Annotated in this window: 11 protein-coding genes and 2 pseudogenes; 6 read left to right on the plus strand and 7 right to left on the minus strand. The window is 59.8% G+C overall.

Annotation, left to right across the window (positions count from 1 at the left end; genetic code table 11):
- Window positions 1-808 precede the first annotated feature (808 nt).
- Window positions 809-1840, minus strand: coding sequence for a GSU2403 family nucleotidyltransferase fold protein (locus KG722_RS11425; protein ID WP_213271918.1), 1032 nt, complete (start codon window positions 1838-1840; stop codon window positions 809-811).
- A gap of 270 nt (window positions 1841-2110) precedes the next feature.
- Window positions 2111-2505: pseudogene (locus tag KG722_RS11430) on the minus strand (transposase); the annotation flags it as partial.
- 161 nt (window positions 2506-2666) lie between these two features.
- Here KG722_RS11430 and KG722_RS11435 point away from each other — a divergent pair.
- Window positions 2667-3335, plus strand: a pseudogene (locus tag KG722_RS11435) (IS6 family transposase).
- A 363-nt stretch (window positions 3336-3698) separates the two neighbouring features.
- Complete coding sequence (locus KG722_RS11440; protein WP_213271919.1) at window positions 3699-4706, plus strand: hypothetical protein; 1008 nt, start codon at window positions 3699-3701, stop codon at window positions 4704-4706.
- A gap of 270 nt (window positions 4707-4976) precedes the next feature.
- On the opposite strand, the gene KG722_RS11445 is transcribed toward KG722_RS11440, so the two are convergent.
- From KG722_RS11445 to KG722_RS11455, 3 genes are all read right to left on the minus strand, one after another.
- Complete coding sequence (locus KG722_RS11445) at window positions 4977-7856, minus strand: TIR domain-containing protein (protein WP_213271920.1); 2880 nt, start codon at window positions 7854-7856, stop codon at window positions 4977-4979.
- An 868-nt stretch (window positions 7857-8724) separates the two neighbouring features.
- A complete protein-coding gene (locus tag KG722_RS11450) occupies window positions 8725-10455 on the minus strand; it encodes a patatin-like phospholipase family protein (protein WP_213271921.1) in 1731 nt (576 codons plus the stop codon).
- A gap of 665 nt (window positions 10456-11120) precedes the next feature.
- Window positions 11121-11387: a hypothetical protein gene (locus KG722_RS11455; protein ID WP_213271922.1), complete on the minus strand. Its 267-nt coding sequence runs from the start codon at window positions 11385-11387 to the stop codon at window positions 11121-11123.
- A gap of 614 nt (window positions 11388-12001) precedes the next feature.
- Between KG722_RS11455 and KG722_RS11460 the strand changes: the two genes are divergently transcribed.
- The 3 genes from KG722_RS11460 to KG722_RS11470 are packed head-to-tail and all read left to right on the plus strand — an operon-like array spanning window position 12002 to window position 16166.
- The gene (locus KG722_RS11460; protein WP_213271923.1) at window positions 12002-13291 is read left to right on the plus strand and encodes a hypothetical protein; all 1290 of its coding nucleotides are present in this window, start codon (window positions 12002-12004) and stop codon (window positions 13289-13291) included.
- Entirely contained in the window at window positions 13288-15330 is a 2043-nt protein-coding gene (locus tag KG722_RS11465) for a hypothetical protein (RefSeq protein WP_213271924.1), read from the plus strand. Before KG722_RS11460 ends, KG722_RS11465 begins: the two co-directional genes overlap by 4 nt.
- Window positions 15327-16166 (plus strand): hypothetical protein, encoded by an 840-nt coding sequence (locus KG722_RS11470; protein ID WP_213271925.1) that lies wholly within the window; start codon window positions 15327-15329, stop codon window positions 16164-16166. The genes KG722_RS11465 and KG722_RS11470 overlap by 4 nt, the downstream gene beginning before the upstream one ends.
- A 16-nt stretch (window positions 16167-16182) precedes the next feature.
- On the opposite strand, the gene KG722_RS11475 is transcribed toward KG722_RS11470, so the two are convergent.
- Window positions 16183-16380, minus strand: a complete 198-nt coding sequence (locus tag KG722_RS11475) for a hypothetical protein (RefSeq protein WP_213271926.1) — start codon at window positions 16378-16380, stop codon at window positions 16183-16185.
- 63 nt (window positions 16381-16443) lie between these two features.
- Here KG722_RS11475 and KG722_RS11480 point away from each other — a divergent pair, with 63 nt between their 5' ends.
- Entirely contained in the window at window positions 16444-17370 is a 927-nt protein-coding gene (locus tag KG722_RS11480) for an N-acetylmuramoyl-L-alanine amidase (RefSeq protein ID WP_213271927.1), read from the plus strand.
- A gap of 458 nt (window positions 17371-17828) precedes the next feature.
- On the opposite strand, the gene KG722_RS11485 is transcribed toward KG722_RS11480, so the two are convergent.
- The gene (locus KG722_RS11485; protein WP_213271928.1) at window positions 17829-21158 is read right to left on the minus strand and encodes a TIR domain-containing protein; all 3330 of its coding nucleotides are present in this window, start codon (window positions 21156-21158) and stop codon (window positions 17829-17831) included.
- Between the last annotated feature and the right edge of the window lie 215 nt (window positions 21159-21373).

Below are 21373 nucleotides of genomic sequence, written 5' to 3' on the forward strand. Positions count from 1 at the left end.
CTAGTGCATTCCCGTTTTTTGTTCGCGCGGTCTAATCTGCATTTTGGCTAAGCCGGTTCCCGTAGGAGAATGACGGTGTTTCAGAGCGGCGCGGGGCGTTCCGTTGTGGCGACTCACTGGTTAGCGCTAGCACGCGTCTGGCTCGTGCGGGACCACTTGACGGTCGCCGGCATGGAACGACAGAGAGCCTTTTCCGGCTGTTAGGGGGCGTGGTCCCCCCGCACCTTGGAGGCAGGCCCGTGCTTGTAGGGGAGTAGACCGACAGAGCCCTAGCGTTTCAAACCGTTCCACTGCCATCAATGGCGCGTTCTGTCGAATTGCAGCAAGCGATCAAGATGACGAATCTCCGGGCTTCGGCAAGTTGCTGCGTAATGGCCGGGGGAGTACCGGTTCGCCACTTGGACCTCGTCGTCCGCTAAGGGCGAACGACGGTCGTGGACGGGCATCAGACTCGTGCCATTCGCAGTCTCCACATCGGCCGTTCGGGCGATGGAGCAGGGCAGTGCGCTGCTCGGGTTCAACTAAGACCTACGTATCGCATTTGGCCTTTGAGCTGCCAGGGTTGCCGGTAACTCCGGTGAGGCAGATGTTCGGTTTGAGGCGGCGCAGGAACTCGCCCGTGTGAAAGGGTTTCGATATCTGGACGTCGGGACAGTCGCACGCCTGCCTGTTGCGGAAATCGTGGAGCGCGCTGAGGCCGTGGAACTGGTCGGCGGGAAGCCCGATCCCGTTGTTGGGGCGGCTCTACTCGGCACGGCTCAGAAGCCCGCGATCACGGTTGGCCAGATCTCACTTGTCGGTATTCACCTCAGCCGCCGGGGGCGAGCGAGGCGATGCGCTGGCTTGCTGCTTTTGATCGGGTGAGGCTCTGGGTGATCAATTCGCGCCAGCGCGGACCGCGCGACATCGCATCGTGGTAAGCTTCTTCAAGGTCAAGAGGCCGGTCTTCTGCGAGTACGTCAATGAGGAGCTCTGCCTGCAGAAGATCTTTGCGTGCTTTCAGGCTGTCAGGACCATCTTTGCGGCGGCTGGACACAATGAGCTTGTGGATCGCAAATCGCTCTGGTCGCGGGATCTGGACGAGAATCCCTTCCCGGTAGACGCCTGCGGCCGCGACCGGTTCGGCAATGAGGTAATTCATGAAATGCAAGGACCGCGCACTGACGCCCAGCGCGGGAAGGTTCCGGATACCTTCGGCGTCTTCAAACGAAGGCGTCAGGAACTCCACCATGGTCTGGGTGGTGGACTGGCGCCAACGCCAGACCTTGTTCCTGTCCAGCGTGGTGACAGGTTCGAACTCAAAGCCGCCGAGTACCTGCTGGAGGGAGGGTTCCACCTTGTCATTTAGCGCAAGCGATAGGCGTTCGAAGCTCGCGATGTCGATGTCATTCGTCATCGCCAGCTGGTCCATCGACAGCCGCAGGCCCAGTTCCCCCTCATAAAGCCGAAACGCCGCGGTCCCGACAAGTGTGCCTCCAAGGCGGAAGGTCCCTGTCCTTGCAAGGGCTGCGAGCAGGCTGCCCGTTGCCCCATCAAGGCCGAGGAAGCGCTCGCTCCTGAGCAGCCGCACGATCCGGGCACGCTCCTGGCGCCGGAGGGCGCGCGCTTCCTTCAGCTTGTTGTGGTTTTCCAGGCGCGAAAGAAGGTCGGGGGTTTCCTCCCCCAGGTATCTTTCGTGGATACGGGTTCCGATCCGGTATCGGTCATACCAGTAGGTCTTTCTGTTTATGAGCCGTGAGGCAGGTGCCCCCTGGAGGTCGCTCACAGCGTCGTCCAGCAGGAGGCTGACCAGATCGTGATAAGCGGTCTGCGCCGTCTGAGTGTGCCTGCGAAACGCCACTTTCGTTCTCCCATTTCTACCACACAATAATATTCTTGTGCGGTAAAGACAAGAAATACCACACAAAAAAATTATTGTGTGGTAAGATCATTGGGAATGGCCAGCGCTATTCTGCGGACCCGCTCGGATGGGGCCGGATGAGCCTTGCTGTATTTTTCCAAAGGGGCAAACTCTTGAGTTTGTGCAGTCGGGTCTAACCCGTTTAAGACTGTGTCCCAGCAAGTGGTGTAGCTCGTCATTGGTCTGACGGTCTTGGCCAGGCTGAGCTGATCAGCTGACCTGTGCTGCTGGCAGGCTGATGAGGGGGGGGTATCGCAGACTGGGGCGAGGGTTTCCAGCGTCATGTGGTGTGCTCTCTGTACGGCCCATTCCTCCGTCTGTTCCATGAAGATCGCTCCTACCATTCTGCGGATGGCGTTTTCATTGGGGAAGATGCCGACGACATCGGTGCGCCGCTTGATCTCGCCGTAGAGGCGCTCGACGGGGATCGTGCTGTGCAGCTTCGTACGATGCTGCTGAGGGAACGTCATGTAGGCGAGGACGTCCTCTTCTCCCTCGTCCATCAGCGCGGCGAGCTTGGGTAGTGTCGGCCGCGTCTGATCGGCGCCATGGCGCCACTGGGTCTTTGCAGAGGCATAGTCGTTCCGGGCGAAGGCTGTGGCGATGTTGTTGTCGGGGCAACCGGGGTTGAAGGGTGATTTCGACGGCGTAGCCTCTAGGAATAACCAAATCGCCGTTTCGTTACTTCGAGACCTCGCCAGAGATCATCCATCTTAGCGTGCTGATATAGGTCCGATTCCCGCTCTCACTTCGCAATGTCGAAGACCTGCTGCATTAACGCGGCATCGACGTCTGCCATGAAAGTGTGAGGCTTTGGGTAGGCCGTTTCGGAACTTACTTCGCGAACAAGATCCGTAAGCGGAGATCTAAGGCCATGCGCCGAGTAAACTAATGGCGCTGGCACCTCGACGAAGTGTTCGTGAAAATCCGGGGCGACACGCATTATCTGTGGCGAGCTGTCGATCACGAAGGAGAGGTTCTGGAAGCTTACGTCACAAAGAGGCGCGACAAGGCCGCTGCTTTGAAATTCCCAAGAAAAGCAATGAAGCGATACGGCAAACCGGAAGTTTTGGCGACAGACAAGTGTCCGTCCTATCATGCGGCGATGAAGACAATCGGCAACGAGAAGCGCCAGGAGACGGGCCGGCAGTTGAATAATCGTGCCGAGAATTCGCACCTACCGCTGCGACGACGGGAGCAGGCGATGTCGCGCTTCAGGCGAATGCGAAGTCTCCAGAAGTTCGCATCCACCCATTCTTCAGTATACAATAATTTTAATCTCGAAAGGCACCTTTACTCTCGTGCAAAATTCAAAGCCAGACGAGACGCCGCGCTTCGCAAATGGCGGGAACTTCTTGGCGCAATGCACCCGCTTGTACGCGAACAACAGAGCTTGGTTCGCATTAGCCTGACAGCACCCAACGCAGGGTACTAGGCTGGTTGGGAAGCGATGGCGTCCTTAAGCAGAGCAATGTGTTTGGCCCAGGATTATGATGCAGGAATCTTGCTGGCCGGCCCAAAAGGGCCAGCCATGCCGGAACGAACGCTGAATTCTTACATCTCGTTGTGCGCTCATCGCTGCCGCTCAGATGCGGGTGTATTCCGGCTTGGTCGCCGAAAGCAGACACAGTCTCCAGGCTTAAAGCAGCGCTCCTCTCTCAATTTCCAGTAATCTTTGGACCCAAGATGTCGGTGCGGGTCAGGCGCCGGTGCAAGTTATTGCGACCTGGGAGCCGATTGCCATCGAATTTGGACTGTACCATATCTAGCAGTACATCCGGCATATGGAGGCCCACGAATGCCGCAAAAATCTTGCTTTGTGATCAGCCCAATCGGCGAGTCTAAATCTACAATCCGAGAGCATGCAGACGACCTATTTGACTATATAATCAAACCGGCATGCGAAGCGGCTGACTTTGCTCCTAAACGAGCCGACCATGACACTCGATCCGGCATCATTACAGAGCAGATGTATGATTGCATTCTCGGCGACGACTTGTTGATTGCCGTACTTACGTTTCATAATCCTAATGTATTCTACGAAGTTGCGATCGCTGAGGCTGCTGCAAGACCAATAATACTCTTGATTGAAGAGGGAACTTCCATTCCTTTCGATATCAAGGACCGGCGAGTTTTGACCTATGACTTAAAACCTCGCAGTGTCATGGACGGCCTGCACCAGAAACGTCTTACTCAAGCAATCAATGATTTGCAGCTTCAGATTTCGAACTCCGAACAACGCGTTCCCTTTCGGCCAAACATTTCCCCTCTGGGAGCTGCGCGCACGACCTCGCGAGTCCTCCGGCGAACCAACGAACTCGATCCTCGCGAACGAGCCAGGCTTGTTTCGGAAGCAAAGGAGTTTCTAAAATTTCGAGGAATAGCCTTCTTCCAAGTGCCGATGAAGGACGAGTTTCTTTACGCTGTGAAAGACGCTGTAGACCGCGGAGTAAAGATCCAAGTTCTTTTGATGGATCCTGAAAATGCCGTACTCGAACATCAGCTTCGCGATTACTCATCTAAGTATTTTGAATCCATCAAGAATGAAGTGATGTCGGGCATCGAAATGTGGTCAAGCGTACTCGGTGGTCATGGCGAAATCCGAGTTCAGTCAAAAGGCTTCATGACAGGGCTCGCACAGATCAATGAAAATGAGGCACTTCTGACTCATTATTCGATTTCTAGCCCCACCGCAGACAGCCCATGCATGACCGTTCTCGCAAGCGATCCGCACTTCGAAAATGAGCGCCTGGAGTTTGATTTTGTATGGAGTAGCCTGTCAAGATCGGCTGCAGATGTCCTCTAGCCGCGCCCCTCCGTTCTCCGCGCAATCTTGAGTAACTCAAATCTTCCCAAAGCCACTTCATTCGTGTAAAGAACTATTAGAGTTTTTTGTTTTAATCGTAACTTGCGCCCGTCATGAAACCAAATGAGAGCCTAAAGCTTTGCGGGCGGCAACAAGCTGGAAAGATGCCGACTTGAATTTATTTTTTTCCGGTCGATCTCGACGGCCCCGGATGAACGATATACGATCGCGGCAGGCGGTCGCAGCAATACTGTCAGCCGAAGGGCTGCGCTAACCCAGATTTGACATCGAGCCTGATCCTGGCAGGCCTTCCGGGCATTTGTTGGCCGGGTGGTCAAATATGTCATCTGGGAGGAAACAGCGGCAAGGCGAGACGAAATCGCTGTTGGGGTCACTCGGGTCGAGGCGCGGCTCAGCTTGAAGGACGGTAAAGTTGCTCAGATCCGCCCGCGTAAACCAAAGCGGGGCGTTGGCGAGGTGCAGTTGCTCACAGGCCATTCGGACCTGATCTTTCCGATTGGGGGCTACAGTGATTGGCGGACGTTCCCAGAGCCGTACACTAAAACTTGTGGCGGTGATGAGGCGACCGTCGCCGGTCGGCGCAACGGAATTGACACCGATTGTATGGCCTGTGAATGCGCGTATCTTTTCACCGGTCTCCAAGTCCCAAAGGTGTGCCGTGCCGTCATCAGAGCCTGTGACGAGGCGACCGTCGCCGGTAAGCGCCACGGACCAGACAGGGCCGTTATGGTCAGTAAAGGCGCGGATCTCACCACTGCTTTCTGCACCGCTATCCAAGCTCCAGAGGCGCGCTGAGCCGTCTTCGGAGCCTGTGACGAGGCGGCCGTCGCCGGTCAGCGCCAATGAAGTGACATCGCTTCTATGGCCGGAAAAGGTGCGGATCTTTGCGCCGGTCTCAAGGTCCCAGAGCCGCGCCGAGTAGTCACGACTCCATGGATCCCCATGTCCGGTAACGAGGCGGCCGTCGCCCGTCACTGCCAAGGAGTTGACCCAGCCATGACTTCCTGTGAAGGCGCGGATTTTCTTGCCGGTCTCCAGGTCCCAAAGTTGGGCGTTACCGTCGTCGGAGCCCGTGACGAGGCGATCGTCGCCGGCTAGCGCTACGGCAGTGACTCGGCCCTCATGCCCCGTGATGGCGCGGATCTCTTTGCCGGTCTCCAGGTCCCAGAGCCGCGCCGAACTGTCCCAGGACCCTGTGATGAGGCGGCCATCACCGGTTAACGCCAAGGAGGTGACATCGTCATTGTGTCCAGTGAAGGCGCGGATTTCTTTGCCAGTCTCAAATTCCCAGAGCCGCGCCGTATTGTCATCCGAGCTTGTGACAACGCGGCCATCGCCGGTCAGCGCCACGGATGTGAAGCCACCGGTCGGGCCGTTGAAGGAGAAGCTTTTTCGAAGGCCTGTTGCCAGATCCCAGAGTCGCGCCGTGCTGTCATCCGAGCCGGTGACGAGGCGGCCGTCGCCAGTCAATGTTAGCGAAGTGACATCGCCGTTATGGCCAATAAATGAGCGGATCTGTTCGCCAGTCTGCATGTCCCAGAGCAACGCTTTATCGTCATCCGAGCTGGTGACGAGGCGACCGTCTCCGGTAAGCGCCACTGAAGTGACCCGGTCGGTATGACCGGTGAAGGCGCGTATCTCTTTTCCGGTCTCGAGGTCCCAAAGGCGCGCCGTGCGGTCTGCAGAGCCCGTGACGAGGTAACCGTCGCCAGTCAGCGCAACGGACCAAACAATGCCGTCATGACCAGCGAAGGTGCGGATTTCTTCGCCCGTCTCCAGGTTCCAGAGCCGCGCCGTTCCATCCCAGGAGCCGGTAACGAGGCGGCCCTCGCCGGTTAGCGCAACAGAAGTGACCCGGTCGGTATGACCGGTGAAGGCGCGCATCTCTTCGCCGGTCTCCAAGTCCCAAAGCCGCGCTGTCCTATCATCCGAGGCTGTGACGAGGCGAGCGTCGCCGGTCAGCGCCACGGAAGAGACAAAGCTGTTGTGGCCTCTGAAAGCGCGGATCTCTTCGCCAGTCTCTAAGTCCCAGAGCCGCGCCATGCGGTCTCTGGAACCGGTGACGAGGCGCCCATCGCCGGTCAGCGCCGTGGACAAAATAGGGCCCCCATGGCCTTTGAAGGCGCGGATCTTCTTGCCGGTCTCTAAATCCCAAAGCCAGGCTGTACTGTCCATTGAGCCGGTGATAAGGCGGCCATCGCCGGTTAGGGATACAGAAGTCACCTCGCGGGCATGGCCTGCGAACAGTCGGTGCATACTATTGTTACTAACTGCCGCCTCTAAGCGCGCACGCGCTAACTCATACCCGTCCTTTCCGTCGAACTGATGTCGAAGCGCGTTACGGCTGGCTGTCGGATCGGCCTGCAGCGCCATCAGGATTGAAGTGGTGTGATCGCCGCTCTCGCTGACGAAGATGCCCTTGGCTTCGCGCGCAATGAAATTGGAAGACTGGCGTTCGGCATCGGCAAAGCGTTCATTGGCCAACGCAGCCTGTGTGCGAGCATCCTCTTGATACTCCAGCGCCAACCAACCCGCCAAAAGCGCCGCCGCCGTTAGCATTAGACCTGAACCGACCAACCCGGCACCCAGTGCCATCTGGCGTCTTAGTCGTCGTCGTTGGCGTTGCCATAACGCATCAAAAGGCACGTTTGTTATGCCAGCGGCTATGCGAGTGAGCGCGCTGGCGCGGCCATCTAAAACGAGACTTGCGGCGAGCGGCTCAGTTTCCCGGAAGGCGGGCGGGAAGCACTCAGTGACATCGTCACCTGAGTTGGGTTTCCCCGCAACGACAAGTGCCAACACCTTATCAGCACGGCCCGTTTCACGGAAATGGCGGATCTCTCTGTCCACCCAGACCGATTGGGCAGCGTTTGGTGAGCAAAGCACGATTAGGTATTCACTCGCGGCAATCTTTGCCTGTAACGCAGGCCACATTTGAGGTGCGGCGGTGAGGTCGGTCTTGTCGCGGAAGATCCGGCCCAGTCTGCGACTGTTCTTACCAGGTAATGCAATCGCCTTTGGCAGACGAAAGCTCTCCAGCCAGGTCTGTACTTTCCCTGCCTCGGCAGCATCCCTCTGCGAATAGGAGATGAATGCCTTGTAGCGCTCTTCTGCCTCGTGTTTGGCCATGCTCGCGTCCCCAGGCAGTCACCTGAGGGATCGTATTTCGAGCCTCGGTATTCGGCAATCTTCCATTTGGGTCAACTGGCTCGAATGGTGTCGGTTGCCGTTGTCGCGGGCGGAGTGGGCAGCGCAGAATGGGGCTGGTGAGGGCTGTCCAGGTCCAACGGCAGAAGAGGGAAACAAGGGTTCCGGCAGGGGCAGATTCCGGGAACAGATTAGATCTCCTGGTATCGCCGCTTTTGGACGGTTCCGATCTCGCCCATTCGAGCAACTATCAAGGCAAGGGGCGATGACTGTATCAGTCTACCCTCGCTAACTGAAGCTTCGTGAGCGATCTGATCTTTCGAAGAAAGGCCCGCCGCCGTCCCGGTCCACATGCCCGGCAAGATGGCGGCGGGGTATGGACGGCGCCGATTTCTATCTGCGCCCACTCATCATCCATCTTCCTAGACGCAGTCCGGGCACTTCCGTCTGTCCTTGGACTTGAGGCGGCTCTGGCCCATTCTGGAGCATGCTGGCCACATGGAGCCCGATATTGTTGTTGCGGTTCGATGTGTCTTCGGCCTGCCCATCCAACCGATGGCGGGCGGGCCTCATCTGTTGCGGTTGGCCGAGCGGAGGAGCATCGGACTGTCGTTCCAGGAATATGACCATGATCAATGAAGAGGTCGGTGATCCCAGCGGCCTGCAGCCAGGCTTCGAGATGGCTTGCAAGGGCGTCATCCCGGCTGGAATGAGACCCAAAGATCGCTGCCAAGGCGGGCGCGCCCCCCCTTCGTTCCGGATGGAGCAAAGTCAAACAGAAGATGCAGGGCCCGGCACCTTGCGGCATCAGGGGGTCATAATCGCGCCCTTTGCGAGGAGGGGTGCAGGATCAGCCGTCTGTCTTTTCATAGGTCATGTCGAAAAGTTCTTTTGCGACACCATAGACATCATCGTTGTTGAGCACGATGTAGCCCGTCTCGGCGCGCTCCATTTCGCCCCAGGGCGCCAAGATTTCGAAGCCGCCCGGCGCGGCAAATGCCTCGACCTCTCCGCGCGCTTCATAGAGGGCGCCAAACCCTGGCTCTGGCACTGGCGCGCCGACCGGATGGTAGAGTGCCTCGAACCGCGCAGCGCCGATGACATAGGTGTTCATATGTCCGTCCTGGTCACGCACAGGCACGCCAGCCTCATCCAGGGTTGTAACCAGCATGTCCCCCGGCTCGGCGATGTTGGTCGTCTCTTCGCCGTTCCAATAGGTCACGATCGTCTGGCGCTCGGTGGCGGGCAGGGCCGCTACCTTGGCCGTCTTGCGGTAGCGACCGATAGCGGCGCCTGTCTCGCGCGCCGTCTGGCGAAACGCATCCTTGTCAAGCCGGTTGGTTGACACGATGCGTGAGCCGGTCCCGATTTTATCCGTCGGCGGAGCCGAGGCCTGCCCGATGGCGGCGAAGATCTCATCGAACCCATCAGGAAAGTGCGCGCGTTCCACCTTCCGGCCAGCTTCGCGGCCCAGGGAGAGACAGGCACGCAGGTTTGATTCGTTCGTTGCCGCCATGTCGCGCAGGGTTGCGACCAGTTTCTCGCGTTCTTTTCGTTTCATCATCTGGATCTTGAGCGCCTCGACAACAGCGCTCTCGTCAAGGCCTGCATCATAGCGTTGGAACGAAAAGAGCGGCGCAGGGGCGATGATGCTCCCTTCCAGACCGCCGACTTCGCTGTTAATCGGCCAGGCAAGCTTCGGGTTGGACAGGGCCTGCATGACCATGAGGTCATTCTTGACCGTGTCATTGATCAGGCCCTGAAGCGCGGCAATGCCCTGGGTCATCGGGTTCTGCCTGACGAATTCGGCAGGGTCGCGCCGGTCGCGGCGCCAGCCGGTACCGACCGAGATGACCAGCAGTTTGTCCTCGCCAGGTAGCCAGCCGAACCCGTAGGTCGGCAGGATGGCCGTCAGCACCGATTGCAGCGCCGGGCTGTTATGGCCGCTGATGGCGCCATCCACAAACAGGCCGGTCTCCTTCTTGAACCCCTTCTTGCCGGAGCTGATGTCGATGAGAACGGGCGCAAAGAAGGTCGGCGCGGCGGTGCTGGCGCGCACCAGCATGCGGATACTATAGAGCCGGTTCGGGAAGAAGGAATCGTCTGCGCAGTCCCAGTACTTTGCAGCCGGATTATTGGTGAGGACCCACGCGGAATCTGTGTCCATGCGTTTGGCGCAGATCATCAGGCCGGTCTTCAGCTTCTGGGATTCAAGAGGCTCATCGCCGACGACCTCGGCGAGCAGTTTTTCGAGCGGGGCAGCGTCATACTTGTTGACCAGGAGGCCTTTCCTGCGGGTCTTCGGGAAGATGGACGGCGAGTATTTGAGATAGAGGCGGACGAGCTCGTCGACCTTCATTCCCATGGCGAGACCGACTGCAATGATCGAGCCGGTGGAGGTCCCTGCGATCAGGTCAAAGTAGTCACTGAGGACGAAGTCTGGCCGGCCTGAACGATCTGCGAGTTCGCGCTCGATCGATTCAAGCACGCCGAGCGTGATGAGGCCCCGCACGCCGCCGCCGTCGAGCGCCAGAATGCGTTTCCGGCCGCCCCGCGCAAAGCGTTTCTCAAGATGGCTCATCGATTGCTCCCCTTCAAAGAACCCTGCCCGTTTAAGCTAACCCGGATCTGGACAATCTGACTATCCCAACATCTGGCCTAAAGGCAAAGCGCCGCCTTGTCTCTCTGTCGCGGCGTTCAACACTCGTTGCGCAGCGCAGACTTCGCAAACCCGCAAAGCGGATGACTAGCTTGGCGGTCAGTGCCGCTTGGGCGCGAAAGGAGAAGGGGAGTAAAGCGTCCTGCTACATGGAAACCGAGCTGTCGACCCGGCATCGAAGCGCCATCTTGAGAAATCCTTTGCCGCGGGCGGCAAAGCTCTCCATCTGGCGTGCAGGTCTGCTGGCACGTCGTCCTCGCGCCGGCAGACAGCATGGCTCCATGCTGTGGCACGGTCCGGCGACCTGGGAGGCGCTGTGGGGCCATTCGATTGCAGCGCCGGGTGCAGCAAGGAACGCCAAGCATGACAGCGAACCCAACGTGCACCTATGGTCGATGCATTCCCGGCAGGACCAGATAGCGGCAGATGTTCGCGCCATTCTTGCGACAAGCCTGAAGCAGGATGTTATTGTGAACGTGCCCACGGGCTTTGATGCGTCTTGGCTTAATCCAAAGTACGGTTTTCTGTCTCATTTTTGCCCGGCCCGGTGTTTGTCGGCCAATCAAAGTAAGCTTGCTTGGTTAAATTCAGGACTTGCTTGGCAGGTTTCGGGCGAAGCGTTCTTCTTCCGGCGTGAGGCTGGAAGCTCCGTATAAAGCTTCGTCGCAGAGGTATTGCGAGAGGTTTTCGGACGTGACATCGAGAAGCGGCGCGGGTCGCCACATCAAGAATGCACCGGCTTGATAGAGGGAATACAGATTGCGGCCATCACGGCTGAACGCAGCGTCCAGCACTCCCCGGCGACCAAGCGACAGGCCGAGCAGTGTTTGCCCGTCTTCGCCGTGAAGGGTCATCTCGCCTTTATCAGCCGAAACGAGCACAAGGACTGGACGGTCCGGGTGCACGCCCCAGTCGCGTGCCGAAAGGATGGGACTTTGCCAGATGGCTGGCGGCGCGCGGGCCGGCGAGGGGCGCGGGCAAAGATCTTTGTCTGTCGCCGAAAAGGAAAGAGGTGGGGACTTCGGGCCTGGTCAGGTCGGAGATCTCAAACCGGGCGTCGCCTGATCGCTGCGCAACGCAAGTCGATTGCCTGAATGTGCCGGACCCTGGCGTGTGACGCCTGCACTCAAAGCGCAACAAGCGGCGAAGGAAGACCAAAAGCCCTGCGGTGCTGGGATGGCGCGGCGCTTCTGCAGGCTGGCGATTTCGGCAAATCCCCCCACTAAATGCGTCCTACCGAGACACGGATACCTGAACGTAAACGTTGCCGAGTGGCAGGCAGGGGCCTGCATGCCCTTGAGGGACACAGGCGTTCGACGCGGCCTGCTCCTCAAAACTAGCGGAGATCAATTAGGGCTTTCCCTGCGGCGGCCATCTGCTAACGATTGATTAACGATCAAGTAGTGGGAGGACTTGATATGGTTCGCGAATCTACGGGGCATCTCATTGCTTCAGTGAGCGCCCGCGAATGAGCTGGCTCGTCGCGCTCGCTGCTTTTGCAGGTATCATGGCGATATTTTCGACGGTCGTCACCGTCGCGGTCGAGGCGTTTCACAAAGCATTGTCATTAAGGCGATCGGGCCTGCAGGAGATGCTTCGATCCATGCATCTCAACGTTGTCCGGCGCCTGGATGCTTCGCTTGCCGAAAAAGATTTCAAGGGCCTTCGCAATTCAGCCGCAGAGTTTGCAGACGGGATGACACGCAGTCCTTCTTATGGAGGGCACGGACGCTGGTGGTGGCCGTCCAATTGGGGGCTCAATATCTCGCAGCGCCGGTTCGAGAGATTGTCGAAGCGCCAGTTTGCCGAGCAGCTTGCCCAGACAGAGTTTGGCAAGAAACTCCTTCGCTCAGACCGCGCGTCCATCCAGCGGGTACTTTCGGAGCTGGCGTACGAATTCGACCGGGTAGGGGTGGCGCAAGGAGATTACTTCAGACGCCGGGCCAAGGTGCTTTCCGGCGTGTTCGCATTCGGGTTCGTGGCGATTGGCAACATCAACGCAATTGAAATCTACTCCAGCCTCGCTCGCAACGAAGCCGTAGCCGGCCGCGCCATCAGTTTTGTGGAATCGACCTTTCAGCAGGCGCCGACAGCTGAGATTGAACCGCAAGCGGCGGACGGGACCGAAGTTGTTTCAGATTATCTGACAGCTATAGACGAGATCCAGCTCAAAACACGTCTTCCTGTTGGGCGGGCCTATTTTCCGTTCTGTGAAGGTATCCTGGTGTCCGGCGAGACCGTAGCGCGGCGCGTTGATGACCGTTGCGACGAGACACCCTCGCATGGCCAGGTCAGAATTCCGTTTGTCGATGAGACCCTGTTTGTGCCTTCGGCGCTGAACCAGGCGCTCAAATCACCGGGAAACTGGTTCGTTTGGCTGATGTCGGTTGTGGCCACGGCTGGCTTGCTGGGCCTGGGGGCGCCGTTCTGGTTTGACCTGTTCAACAGGGCAGCTTCGCTGGCCGGTCGCCAGGTCGTTCAGGCCAAGCAGGCTGCGGCGGCCGAAGACAGCGCTGTCGTTGCAAGCCTGCCAGCCAAGCGCGGCAGCGAAGAAGCGAATATTCAGGAAATGACGGATTCTTTCCTGATCGCTGGCGGCCAGGCGTCCCGCGCCCTGGGCGGCGGAGGGGTCGCGCCGATGGGTGCCCGGCTCGGCCAGTCCAGCCTTAACGTAGTTTCCGGGCCTTCCAGCGTTGAGGGGCAGCCTCAGGCCGGTCTGCGCCGCCCGCCTGGTGCGGTGCGAGGCAACAAGGCATGAGTTTCCTGTCTCCTGACAGTTTCGCCGTCGCGCTGGTCAGCCTGATGCGGATCCAGGGCGATGCGCGTAAGGCCTACCTCGAGAACCGGCTTGAGAAGAATGAGGCCGCCCGCAAGGTGGGCCTTTCCCTGCGCAGCACCTTGTCTGCGGAGGCAGACGAGGCGAGCCTGGCTGCTGGCATTTACTCCCCGGCTGTGCAGCGATGGGCCGCCAGGGTGGCCGTCGATGGCGGGCACTGCGACCGTGGCCGGGAATTTGACGGGGTTATCGAGCTCGATCAGCGCACTGCGATTCCGGGGGTCAAACTCTCCGGGGACCGACCCATTGTCCTGGATGAAGGGCGTTTTCAGACGCTCATCGCCCGCATGCTGCTGCTGGCCACCGAATTCAGGAATGATCATGCCCTGGGCATGAATGCGCTTTATGCCAATGAACAGGCCGAGTGGCTGACATCATGGCTGGCCGGAAAGCAGCCCACATCCCCCTGGGGCCGGTTTGCCAGCAGTATGCTGGACCTTTCGCTTGATGTACTGGCGCAGCGACCGGAACTTCTTGGTGGGGGCAAGGCCATGCGGGCGGTCATCGCGGCGGCCCTGCCAAATATCGCCAGGGCCTATGCGCCTCATGACGCTCAGGCCGGCGTCAATGCGGCGCGCCTGTCTTCTGCATTCGCCGAAGGCGCAATCCAGACCCTCATAGACCAGCCCCAACTGGTCAGCACCGAGCCGAGATGGCAGCTGCTCGTGTCTGGAGTGCTCGACCCTCTGCAGGAGGAGGTCAGCCGCCATGGACTAGCCTCCCTGGTTTCGGCTGAGGGACGGCTGAAGGATATGTTTTCCGGCCCTATGGGCGCTGCGGCGGTTCGGGTAATTGCTCAGAACACTGACGCCTATTTCAAGGGGGGCGCCAGCGCGGATCGCCTTGCCGGGGTCGTGATCCGTTCGACATTCGGAGAATATGTAGCAGGAGGCGCTGCCTCCTTTAATCTCCGGAGAGTATTCAGCCCGGAAAGCATAGAAGTGCTTGCGCGCAAGACGTTGAGCGCGGCGCAGGAGCGCCCCGAACTCTTCCTGCGATCTGATAATCCGGGCGCTGACATGCTGGCTGCGCGCGGTTTTCTTTCCGGCGCCGCTGAGCTCTTCCAGGACAACACCCTGCTTCGCCGGTTCGACAAGGCATTGGCGGGCGATCTTCTGGCCTTGACGATCGATGCTGTTGCAAACCATTCGCTCAGCCGCCTTGAAGCCGGGCCGGATGCGAGCCTCCAGGCCCAGCTGGGTGCATCGCTTGCCACGAGCCTGCTGCGCGACATTTTTGAAGGCTTCAAGGAGGCTTCCCAATTGCGAGGTGCGCCGGGCGCCGCCAGCGCTGTCTTTGACAGGTTTGGCCGCAGTCAGATGCTCGAGATCATAAAGACCGTTGCTGACTATGCGGCGCGTTCGCCGACAGTCTTCCTTGGCAAGGAGTCCAGCCCCCACGTGGTGCTCGTGGCCCGGACCATTGCCGAGGCGATAGGGGCAGATGAAGATGGATTGCTGGCGGCAGAAGAATGGCAGCTGGTGACGCTGGCCTGCGTAAACGCTGCGCTAGAGAACCCGAACACGCTTTTTGGCAACACGGCATCCGGGGTGATGGCCAAGCGTCTGATAGACGTCATTCTAGCCGAAGCCCGCCGGAATGTATCTGAGAACCCGGATGGACCGGGCCAGGTCCTTTTTGGGAAGATACTGAGTGACGCCATCATCGAAACGCTTGATGCTGCAAGTACCGGCGTGCTCAACATCCTCTCGAGCGAAGACAAGCTGGGCGCGCATCTTGACGCCGTCCGGGAGCTTGTGTCGCGTCTCAATGCGCTGGCTGCTTCGCGTGATGCGCGCTTGGTCATTGGCTCGCGTGAATGGATCAGGATCTATCGTTATTATGTCGCAGACGTCCTGCAGAGAGGCGCAGACTCCGTCAGTGAACTGACTGAAGAGCGTTTGCTCGACGTCCTTACGGCAAGTCTGGTCCCGCAGGGACATATGGAGGATGCAGGATGAAAACTAGTTCGATCCGGATCGGCGCCCTTTGCGCGGCGGCAATAATTCTGGCGGCGTGCGCCTCGTCTGTGCCTGAAGTGGAGTCCGAGAAAGTCTTCGGATACCAAAGCCAGATCGAGGCGGCCTCCGGGTACGCATCCCAGCAGACACTGATTGCGTCCCTGGTGCCTGAACTGAAGTCCTCGGCAGCTGCCTGCGGCGCTTTCAAGTCCGCCAGCCAGCCCCTCGTGTCACAATGCCTGCGTGTCAGCGCGGTGGCCTATTACCTTCTCGCCAAAAGCAGCAATGCAGGGGACGCGCAGACGGCAGCCCGCGCAGGAATGGAAGAAGTCCGTTCTGCCTCTGCGAGCGTGTGCATGCCTTCGGTCACAGACCAGACGACCGCTGCCAATTGCGAGGTCATCAAGTCTTATACCGCCTTGCTGGATACGCGGCTGCTGACCTCGTCGATCCAGTCCGAGGCGCGGGCTGCAAGCCGGGAGCCAGGGTCGCTGGTGGCAACATTCATTGACCTTGATGATGCGATCAGACGGGATTGGGCCGGTTCGCGCACCAGCATCCAGGCGTCGGAACATGAAAAATTGGCTTGCTCGATCTATTCTGCCGACGCCGATCTCCAGTTGCGCCTGTCGGGCGGCGAGGAATGGCCGGCAATCAAGAATGCCTCAAACGGGGCGCTGGTCCAGGCTTCAAAATCCCTCCAGCTGGAAGTCTGCCCGGAAGGAAGTGCAGACTGCGATCCGGCGATCTGCGAACGCGAGCCGGACGGCGTCGCTTGCCAAAGGCAGCGTCTTTACGCGCTCGGACTCCTTTGCCAAGCTGGCAGGACCGGCTGACATTCACGGAACCCGGTCATAGCCGATGCCAACTGAAAAGATCTTCCGCGTCAGTGTCAGGCGGCTCAATCTCCGGGCCCAGCCAGCCAACGATGCTGGCATATTGGCCAAGCTCGCAGCCGGCCAGGCTGTAGTCAGGCTCGACGATGTCGACCGGGCCGGGTGGTGGTTTGTATTCGCCGATACGCCAGGAGACGGAATCTTTGTCGGCCATGTGTGGGCAGAGTTCCTGAGCCCGGCTTTTGCTCTGCAAACGGATTTTCCAGGCGACGCCATCATGCCCGGCTCGCCGCCGCTCCTGGATGAATGGGATATGCCGGAACCAGATCCGGAAGACGATGACGCGTCTCCTCCGCGCGAACCGGTCGGGGGAGGGGCGCTGATCGATTCAGATGATACAACGGACGGCGCCGAAGCCGAAGCGCCTGCCTGGACGAGTGGGTGGAACCCTGATGTTTCCGCGGAAAGGCGGCATGTAAACGGCGCCCACGGCGCCCGAAGGTCCAACGGGACGATCGACCAGGTCATCATCCACATTACCGGGACCCAGGACCTTGCGGCCGTCGTGAACACTTTCACAAAGTCTCCCGGACTGGCGAGCGCGCACTACCTCGTCTGCCCGGACGGGGCGGTCCACCAGTTCGTGGCCGAAGACCAGCGTGCCTTCCATTCAGGGATCATCAAGGCCGTCCGCAAGCTTTATAACCGGGGCGACGGAAGCTGGAGGCAGTACAAGCGCTATTTCAGCTGGCACAAGGGCTATCCCAAAGACGCCATCTATCTCGACGCGGCGGGGCAGGTTGTGGCGCCCTCCCAAAGACAGACTTCAGCGGTCCTGGTCGTGCCGGCCGACCGTTCTGAATGGCCGGACTTTCAGTATTTCGACCGGCGCTGGGGCCGCTTGCCCAAACCGTTCGGCTACCTGTCTGACAATCACGATCCGAACAATAATTCTATCGGTATTGAAGTGCTCTCCGTTGGCGCCCGGACGGCATCGTCGCAGGCCTATTCCGATGAGATGTATTCTGCGCTCGGCGCGCTCGTGGGTGACATCTGTCGGCGGCACCAGTTGCCGATCCAGTTCGGGACCGTTTGCGGGCACGAAGATGTCAATCCGGTCGAGCGCTGGGGATGGGATCCCAATCAGGGGTTCGATTGGGACAAGCTCCTGCGCCTTGCCAGATTACAGGACCACGCTGCGTAACGCGCAGCCCCGCTGCAGCACCTGGCCAGTGTTACATTGTCAATTCTCCTAAAGAGGCTGCCAGTTCTTGGCAGGCAGACATTTTGCGACGCGCAGGAAGCGATGGCGTTCCTTCTGCGCTGGAACAGGATTGGCTAAGGTCTTAGCCGCTGGGATATTGCTGGTCGGCCAGAATGGGCCAAGCCGGCTCCCACCTCCAGATCCCGGGACCGGCAGGGTCACTTCAATCCTGTCATAGGAAAGCCTGTTCGCTACACGGGGGAGATCGCCGATTCCAGCCATAGGCGCCCACTCGCGAACGCCCGCCGCCTCGATCTCCTGCGCTAGCTCTGCATCGTCTGTCTGCGCTGACCTGCCCCTTAGGAGTGGTCCCCCGAATTTGTAAGCCCGGTCACGTCAGTCAGTCAGTCAGTGACGTCAGTCCGTCAATTTGCCAGCGTTCGATAGGTACCTTGTGATCACAACAGGCGATTCAGCAGACCCTTGTAAAAGCGCGGCGACAACAGGCCGCCTGTATTGCACGGCCGCAGGCGGTTTTGCGGAATGCTAACGCGTGCCAGTTCTTCCGGCGCGAATATATCTGTGCTGGCGGCTGACATCTCGTTGCAGGCTCGCGCCGCGAGCTGCGCGCCGGACAGTTCGTCAGGCACAGCCAGCTTCAGCAGGCCGCCGTCCTCGGTGTGGGCCAGCAGGGCATCCGCGCTGAACTCGATCCGGTCGAAGCGAGGCGCGCCGGCTGAAAGGTCTGACGTCAGGTCGGCAATCAACCGCCCGGTGCGTGCGCCCCATACGAGGATGCGCCCCCCATCGAGCGTCGCTATCCTCTGGCCGGACGGCGAGACCGCGTAGTCCGAACCGTAAGGCCCGTCCGGATTGAGGTCGTTTGGAGGCAGGCTGAATGACGACACCAGCGCGCCGTCAGATACGCGCCACACCCGGAAGTCCGGCGTCGTGCCGGTATCCGCCCAGCTATGGGTGACGAACAGTGCGCCATCTTCAGAAAAGCGGGCCTCTCGCATGTCTTCGTAGACCCCGAACGGCAGGCGGCTGACAATCGCGCCCGTCTCGGTATCCATCAGCAGGGCGTGTGACACGCGATATTCTGCGCGCGGAGATTCGTCGAACGTCATCAGGAATCTCGATCCGTCCGGGCTGGGCAGTATGCCCTCGGTCAGCAGGCGCGGTGGTTGCGCCGGCTGGAGGTCTCCCATTGCCGCAGCTTCGGCCTCTGCCGCTGCCAACGCTTCGGGGAAGCCTTCAAATCGCCAGACCTCCGCCTGTGTCGCGATTTCGAAACCGACAAGGAACGAGCTCGAGGATGCGATGAGGATCCCCTGTTCAGGCGCGATGGCTGTGGTGCCCCAATACTCTCCCTGTTCTGGCGCGATGCGCACGGCGTCGAGACCGCCCCCGGCGAGCGCGAGCTGGCGATCCGTATCGACATAGCTCATTACATCGCCGGTCCCGCCGGCTGCGACCTCTCCTGGAGACCTGATCCCGGACAATGCCCTGACATCAGATGCGTCCGCCAGTCGGGCCGAGACAATCCCACCCTCGACTTCTGCCACGATCCGGTCGCCGGCCAAACGGATGTCGCGCGCGCCAGCCTCCAGCGTGAGGAACGGTGCCGGCGTCAGATCGTCGCCGAGAACCGACACGCGCAGGCCATCATCTGACAATGCGAAGACGCGCCCGTCCGGGCTGCGCAAGACCCTGCCGAAGCCTTGTGCCACACTTTCCGGCGCCCGCGGCACGATGGTCCAGCGCCTGATCTCCCCGGCGTCATCGCCAGTCAACAGCACTCCGTCCGAGACCGGCTTAACCGCAGAGACAGTCGCAACGTGTCCGGACAATTTCAGCCGCAAATCGCCCGTCGTCAGATCGCGAACTTCGCCCTGCGTCCCGGAAAAGCCGACCAACAGGTTCGACTCTCGCAGAACCGCATACCGGTCGTATGTCTGGCGCCACAACGGCTCGGTGCTGTCGGTGTATTCGAACACTTGCAACTGGCTTGAGACCATGCCGTCAGGACCGTCAGACCAGGCCTGTCGCACCATGAACGCACGGTCGCGCTGCGCTGCTTCACCGGACGCGACGTCGATCGAATAGATCGTCCCCTCCGACATCTCCACGATCAGGGTCTTGCCGTCTACTGACGATTGCAACGTGGCGATTTCCGTCTTGTCGCCAAACTCGTCTTCGCCATCAGGCAGCGTGAATCTCTTTATGGATGCACCGGTCCGGGCGTCGAGCAGGCTCGCGTCGAGCCTGCCGGTCTTGGCCACGATCGACTTGCCGTCAGGGGCGAAGAAAGGCGCAGGTTGCTCCATGTAGAAGTCACTGCTCCCGCCGGCATCAAAAGCGAACAGGATCTCACCGGACTCTACGTCAATCACCCGCGAGGCGTCGTTGCTCCAGCCGGCGACCAGTACCGTGCGTGCATCCGGCGACCAGTAGTAACCGCCCAGCATGAACCAGCCATCACCGGTCTCCGGATCATTGAAGTCCGCGCGTCCCAGCGGGCGCACCGGACAGCCGGTCTCGACCGACCAGATGACGCCGGCCGAGGCGAATATCGGATCCTGTTCGTCCTCCGCATCGTACGCGTAATTGCACGTCTTCATGATCTCTATCTGATCGGCACCCCACGGCCTTATCGGAAAGGTGATCAGCTGCGAGCCGTCAGGGCTCAGCGCCGCCGAGAACATACCATCGAAATCGGATTCCGCGACCTTTCCTGCGTAAGGCACCTCCATGCGCAGCGCGCCGCTCTCCATGTCGATGACGCGGATACTGCCGACCGAACTGACCACAGACGCCGTCGATCCGTCGGCGCTGAGTTCGACATGCTCCACCGGGTCGGCATTCTGGCGCGCTTCAGCCAGATGGCGCGCCGTCACCCGGTTGTTCCACAGCGCAGAAGCCATTGCGTCTTCGGCATCAGCCGACATGACATTCACGACTTTTCCCTGCCCCGCCGGGAGGCCCTGCAGCGCCAACCGCGCGCCATTGTCGTAATTGCCGTCCTCGATCGTGTTCCAGGCGAGGCCTGCAAAAGCGAGCGACTGGCTTTGGCGCGCCGAAATCATTTGCTGCCAAGCCGAAAATGCAGCGCCCGTTGCTGCAATCGCCAGCACGGTTACGACACTGGTGATCATCCGCGCGATCCGCCGGTCGCGCCGCTCCATTTCCGATTGCCGCTGGCTGAGGATATCCGGTGCAAGCCCGATCATCGTTGCCACAGTCTTCAGCACCGCGAAGTTGTAGCCCTCCGCCGTCGGGCGCAGGTCGGGCGCAATCGGAGCTGGTTCGCGTTCGTCCGTCAGCTGTCCATCCGCCCTCATTACGCGCAGCAGTGCAGGCGGAAAGGCGCCATTGGGCGCATGCTCTGGGTGGTATTCCACAGGATCGCCATCGAGAAGAACCGGGATGATCCGCGCCATTGCGCCTTTGCGCTTGAAGGTTTCAACCTCAGTGTTCACCCACATCGATTTGGCCGAATGGGGTGAGCAGATCAGGATCAGGAACGCCGATTCCTGCAGCGTCTTTTCGATCTGTGCGCCGAGATCGCCGGCGGCGACCATATCCGTAACATCCCGGAATATCGGCACGAGCCGCTTGGGCACGGGCCCGTTCAACGTTCCGCGCGCAACCAGCGGTTTGGGAATGCGATATCTTTCGATCCCGCGCTGGAACTTGTCGCCGGCCGCCAGATCAGCACGCGAATAGCTGATGAAGGCCGCGTACTTGTGTGTTGCCCACAAGGATTCTGCGTACAAGTCTTCCATCGTCCCCTCCAGCGCCACCGCATGGCTGAGAAGAGTTCACACCCAAGCAGGCAGGATAGCAAGCCCAACCTGCTTTGCCGGACCTGCGAAACTTGGTGGGCCTACGGACTAAGGCGCACGACCGCGTACTGCGTCCCAGCCTTCGGGACGCGCCGGAGCGTGCGCCATGTTGCGTTTCGCTGAATACCGTGAACGGTTTAGCCAGGTGTCAAGCT

The sequence above is a fragment of the Hyphomonas sp. genome (genome assembly GCF_018402285.1).
Taxonomy (GTDB): Bacteria; Pseudomonadota; Alphaproteobacteria; order Caulobacterales; family Hyphomonadaceae; genus Hyphomonas.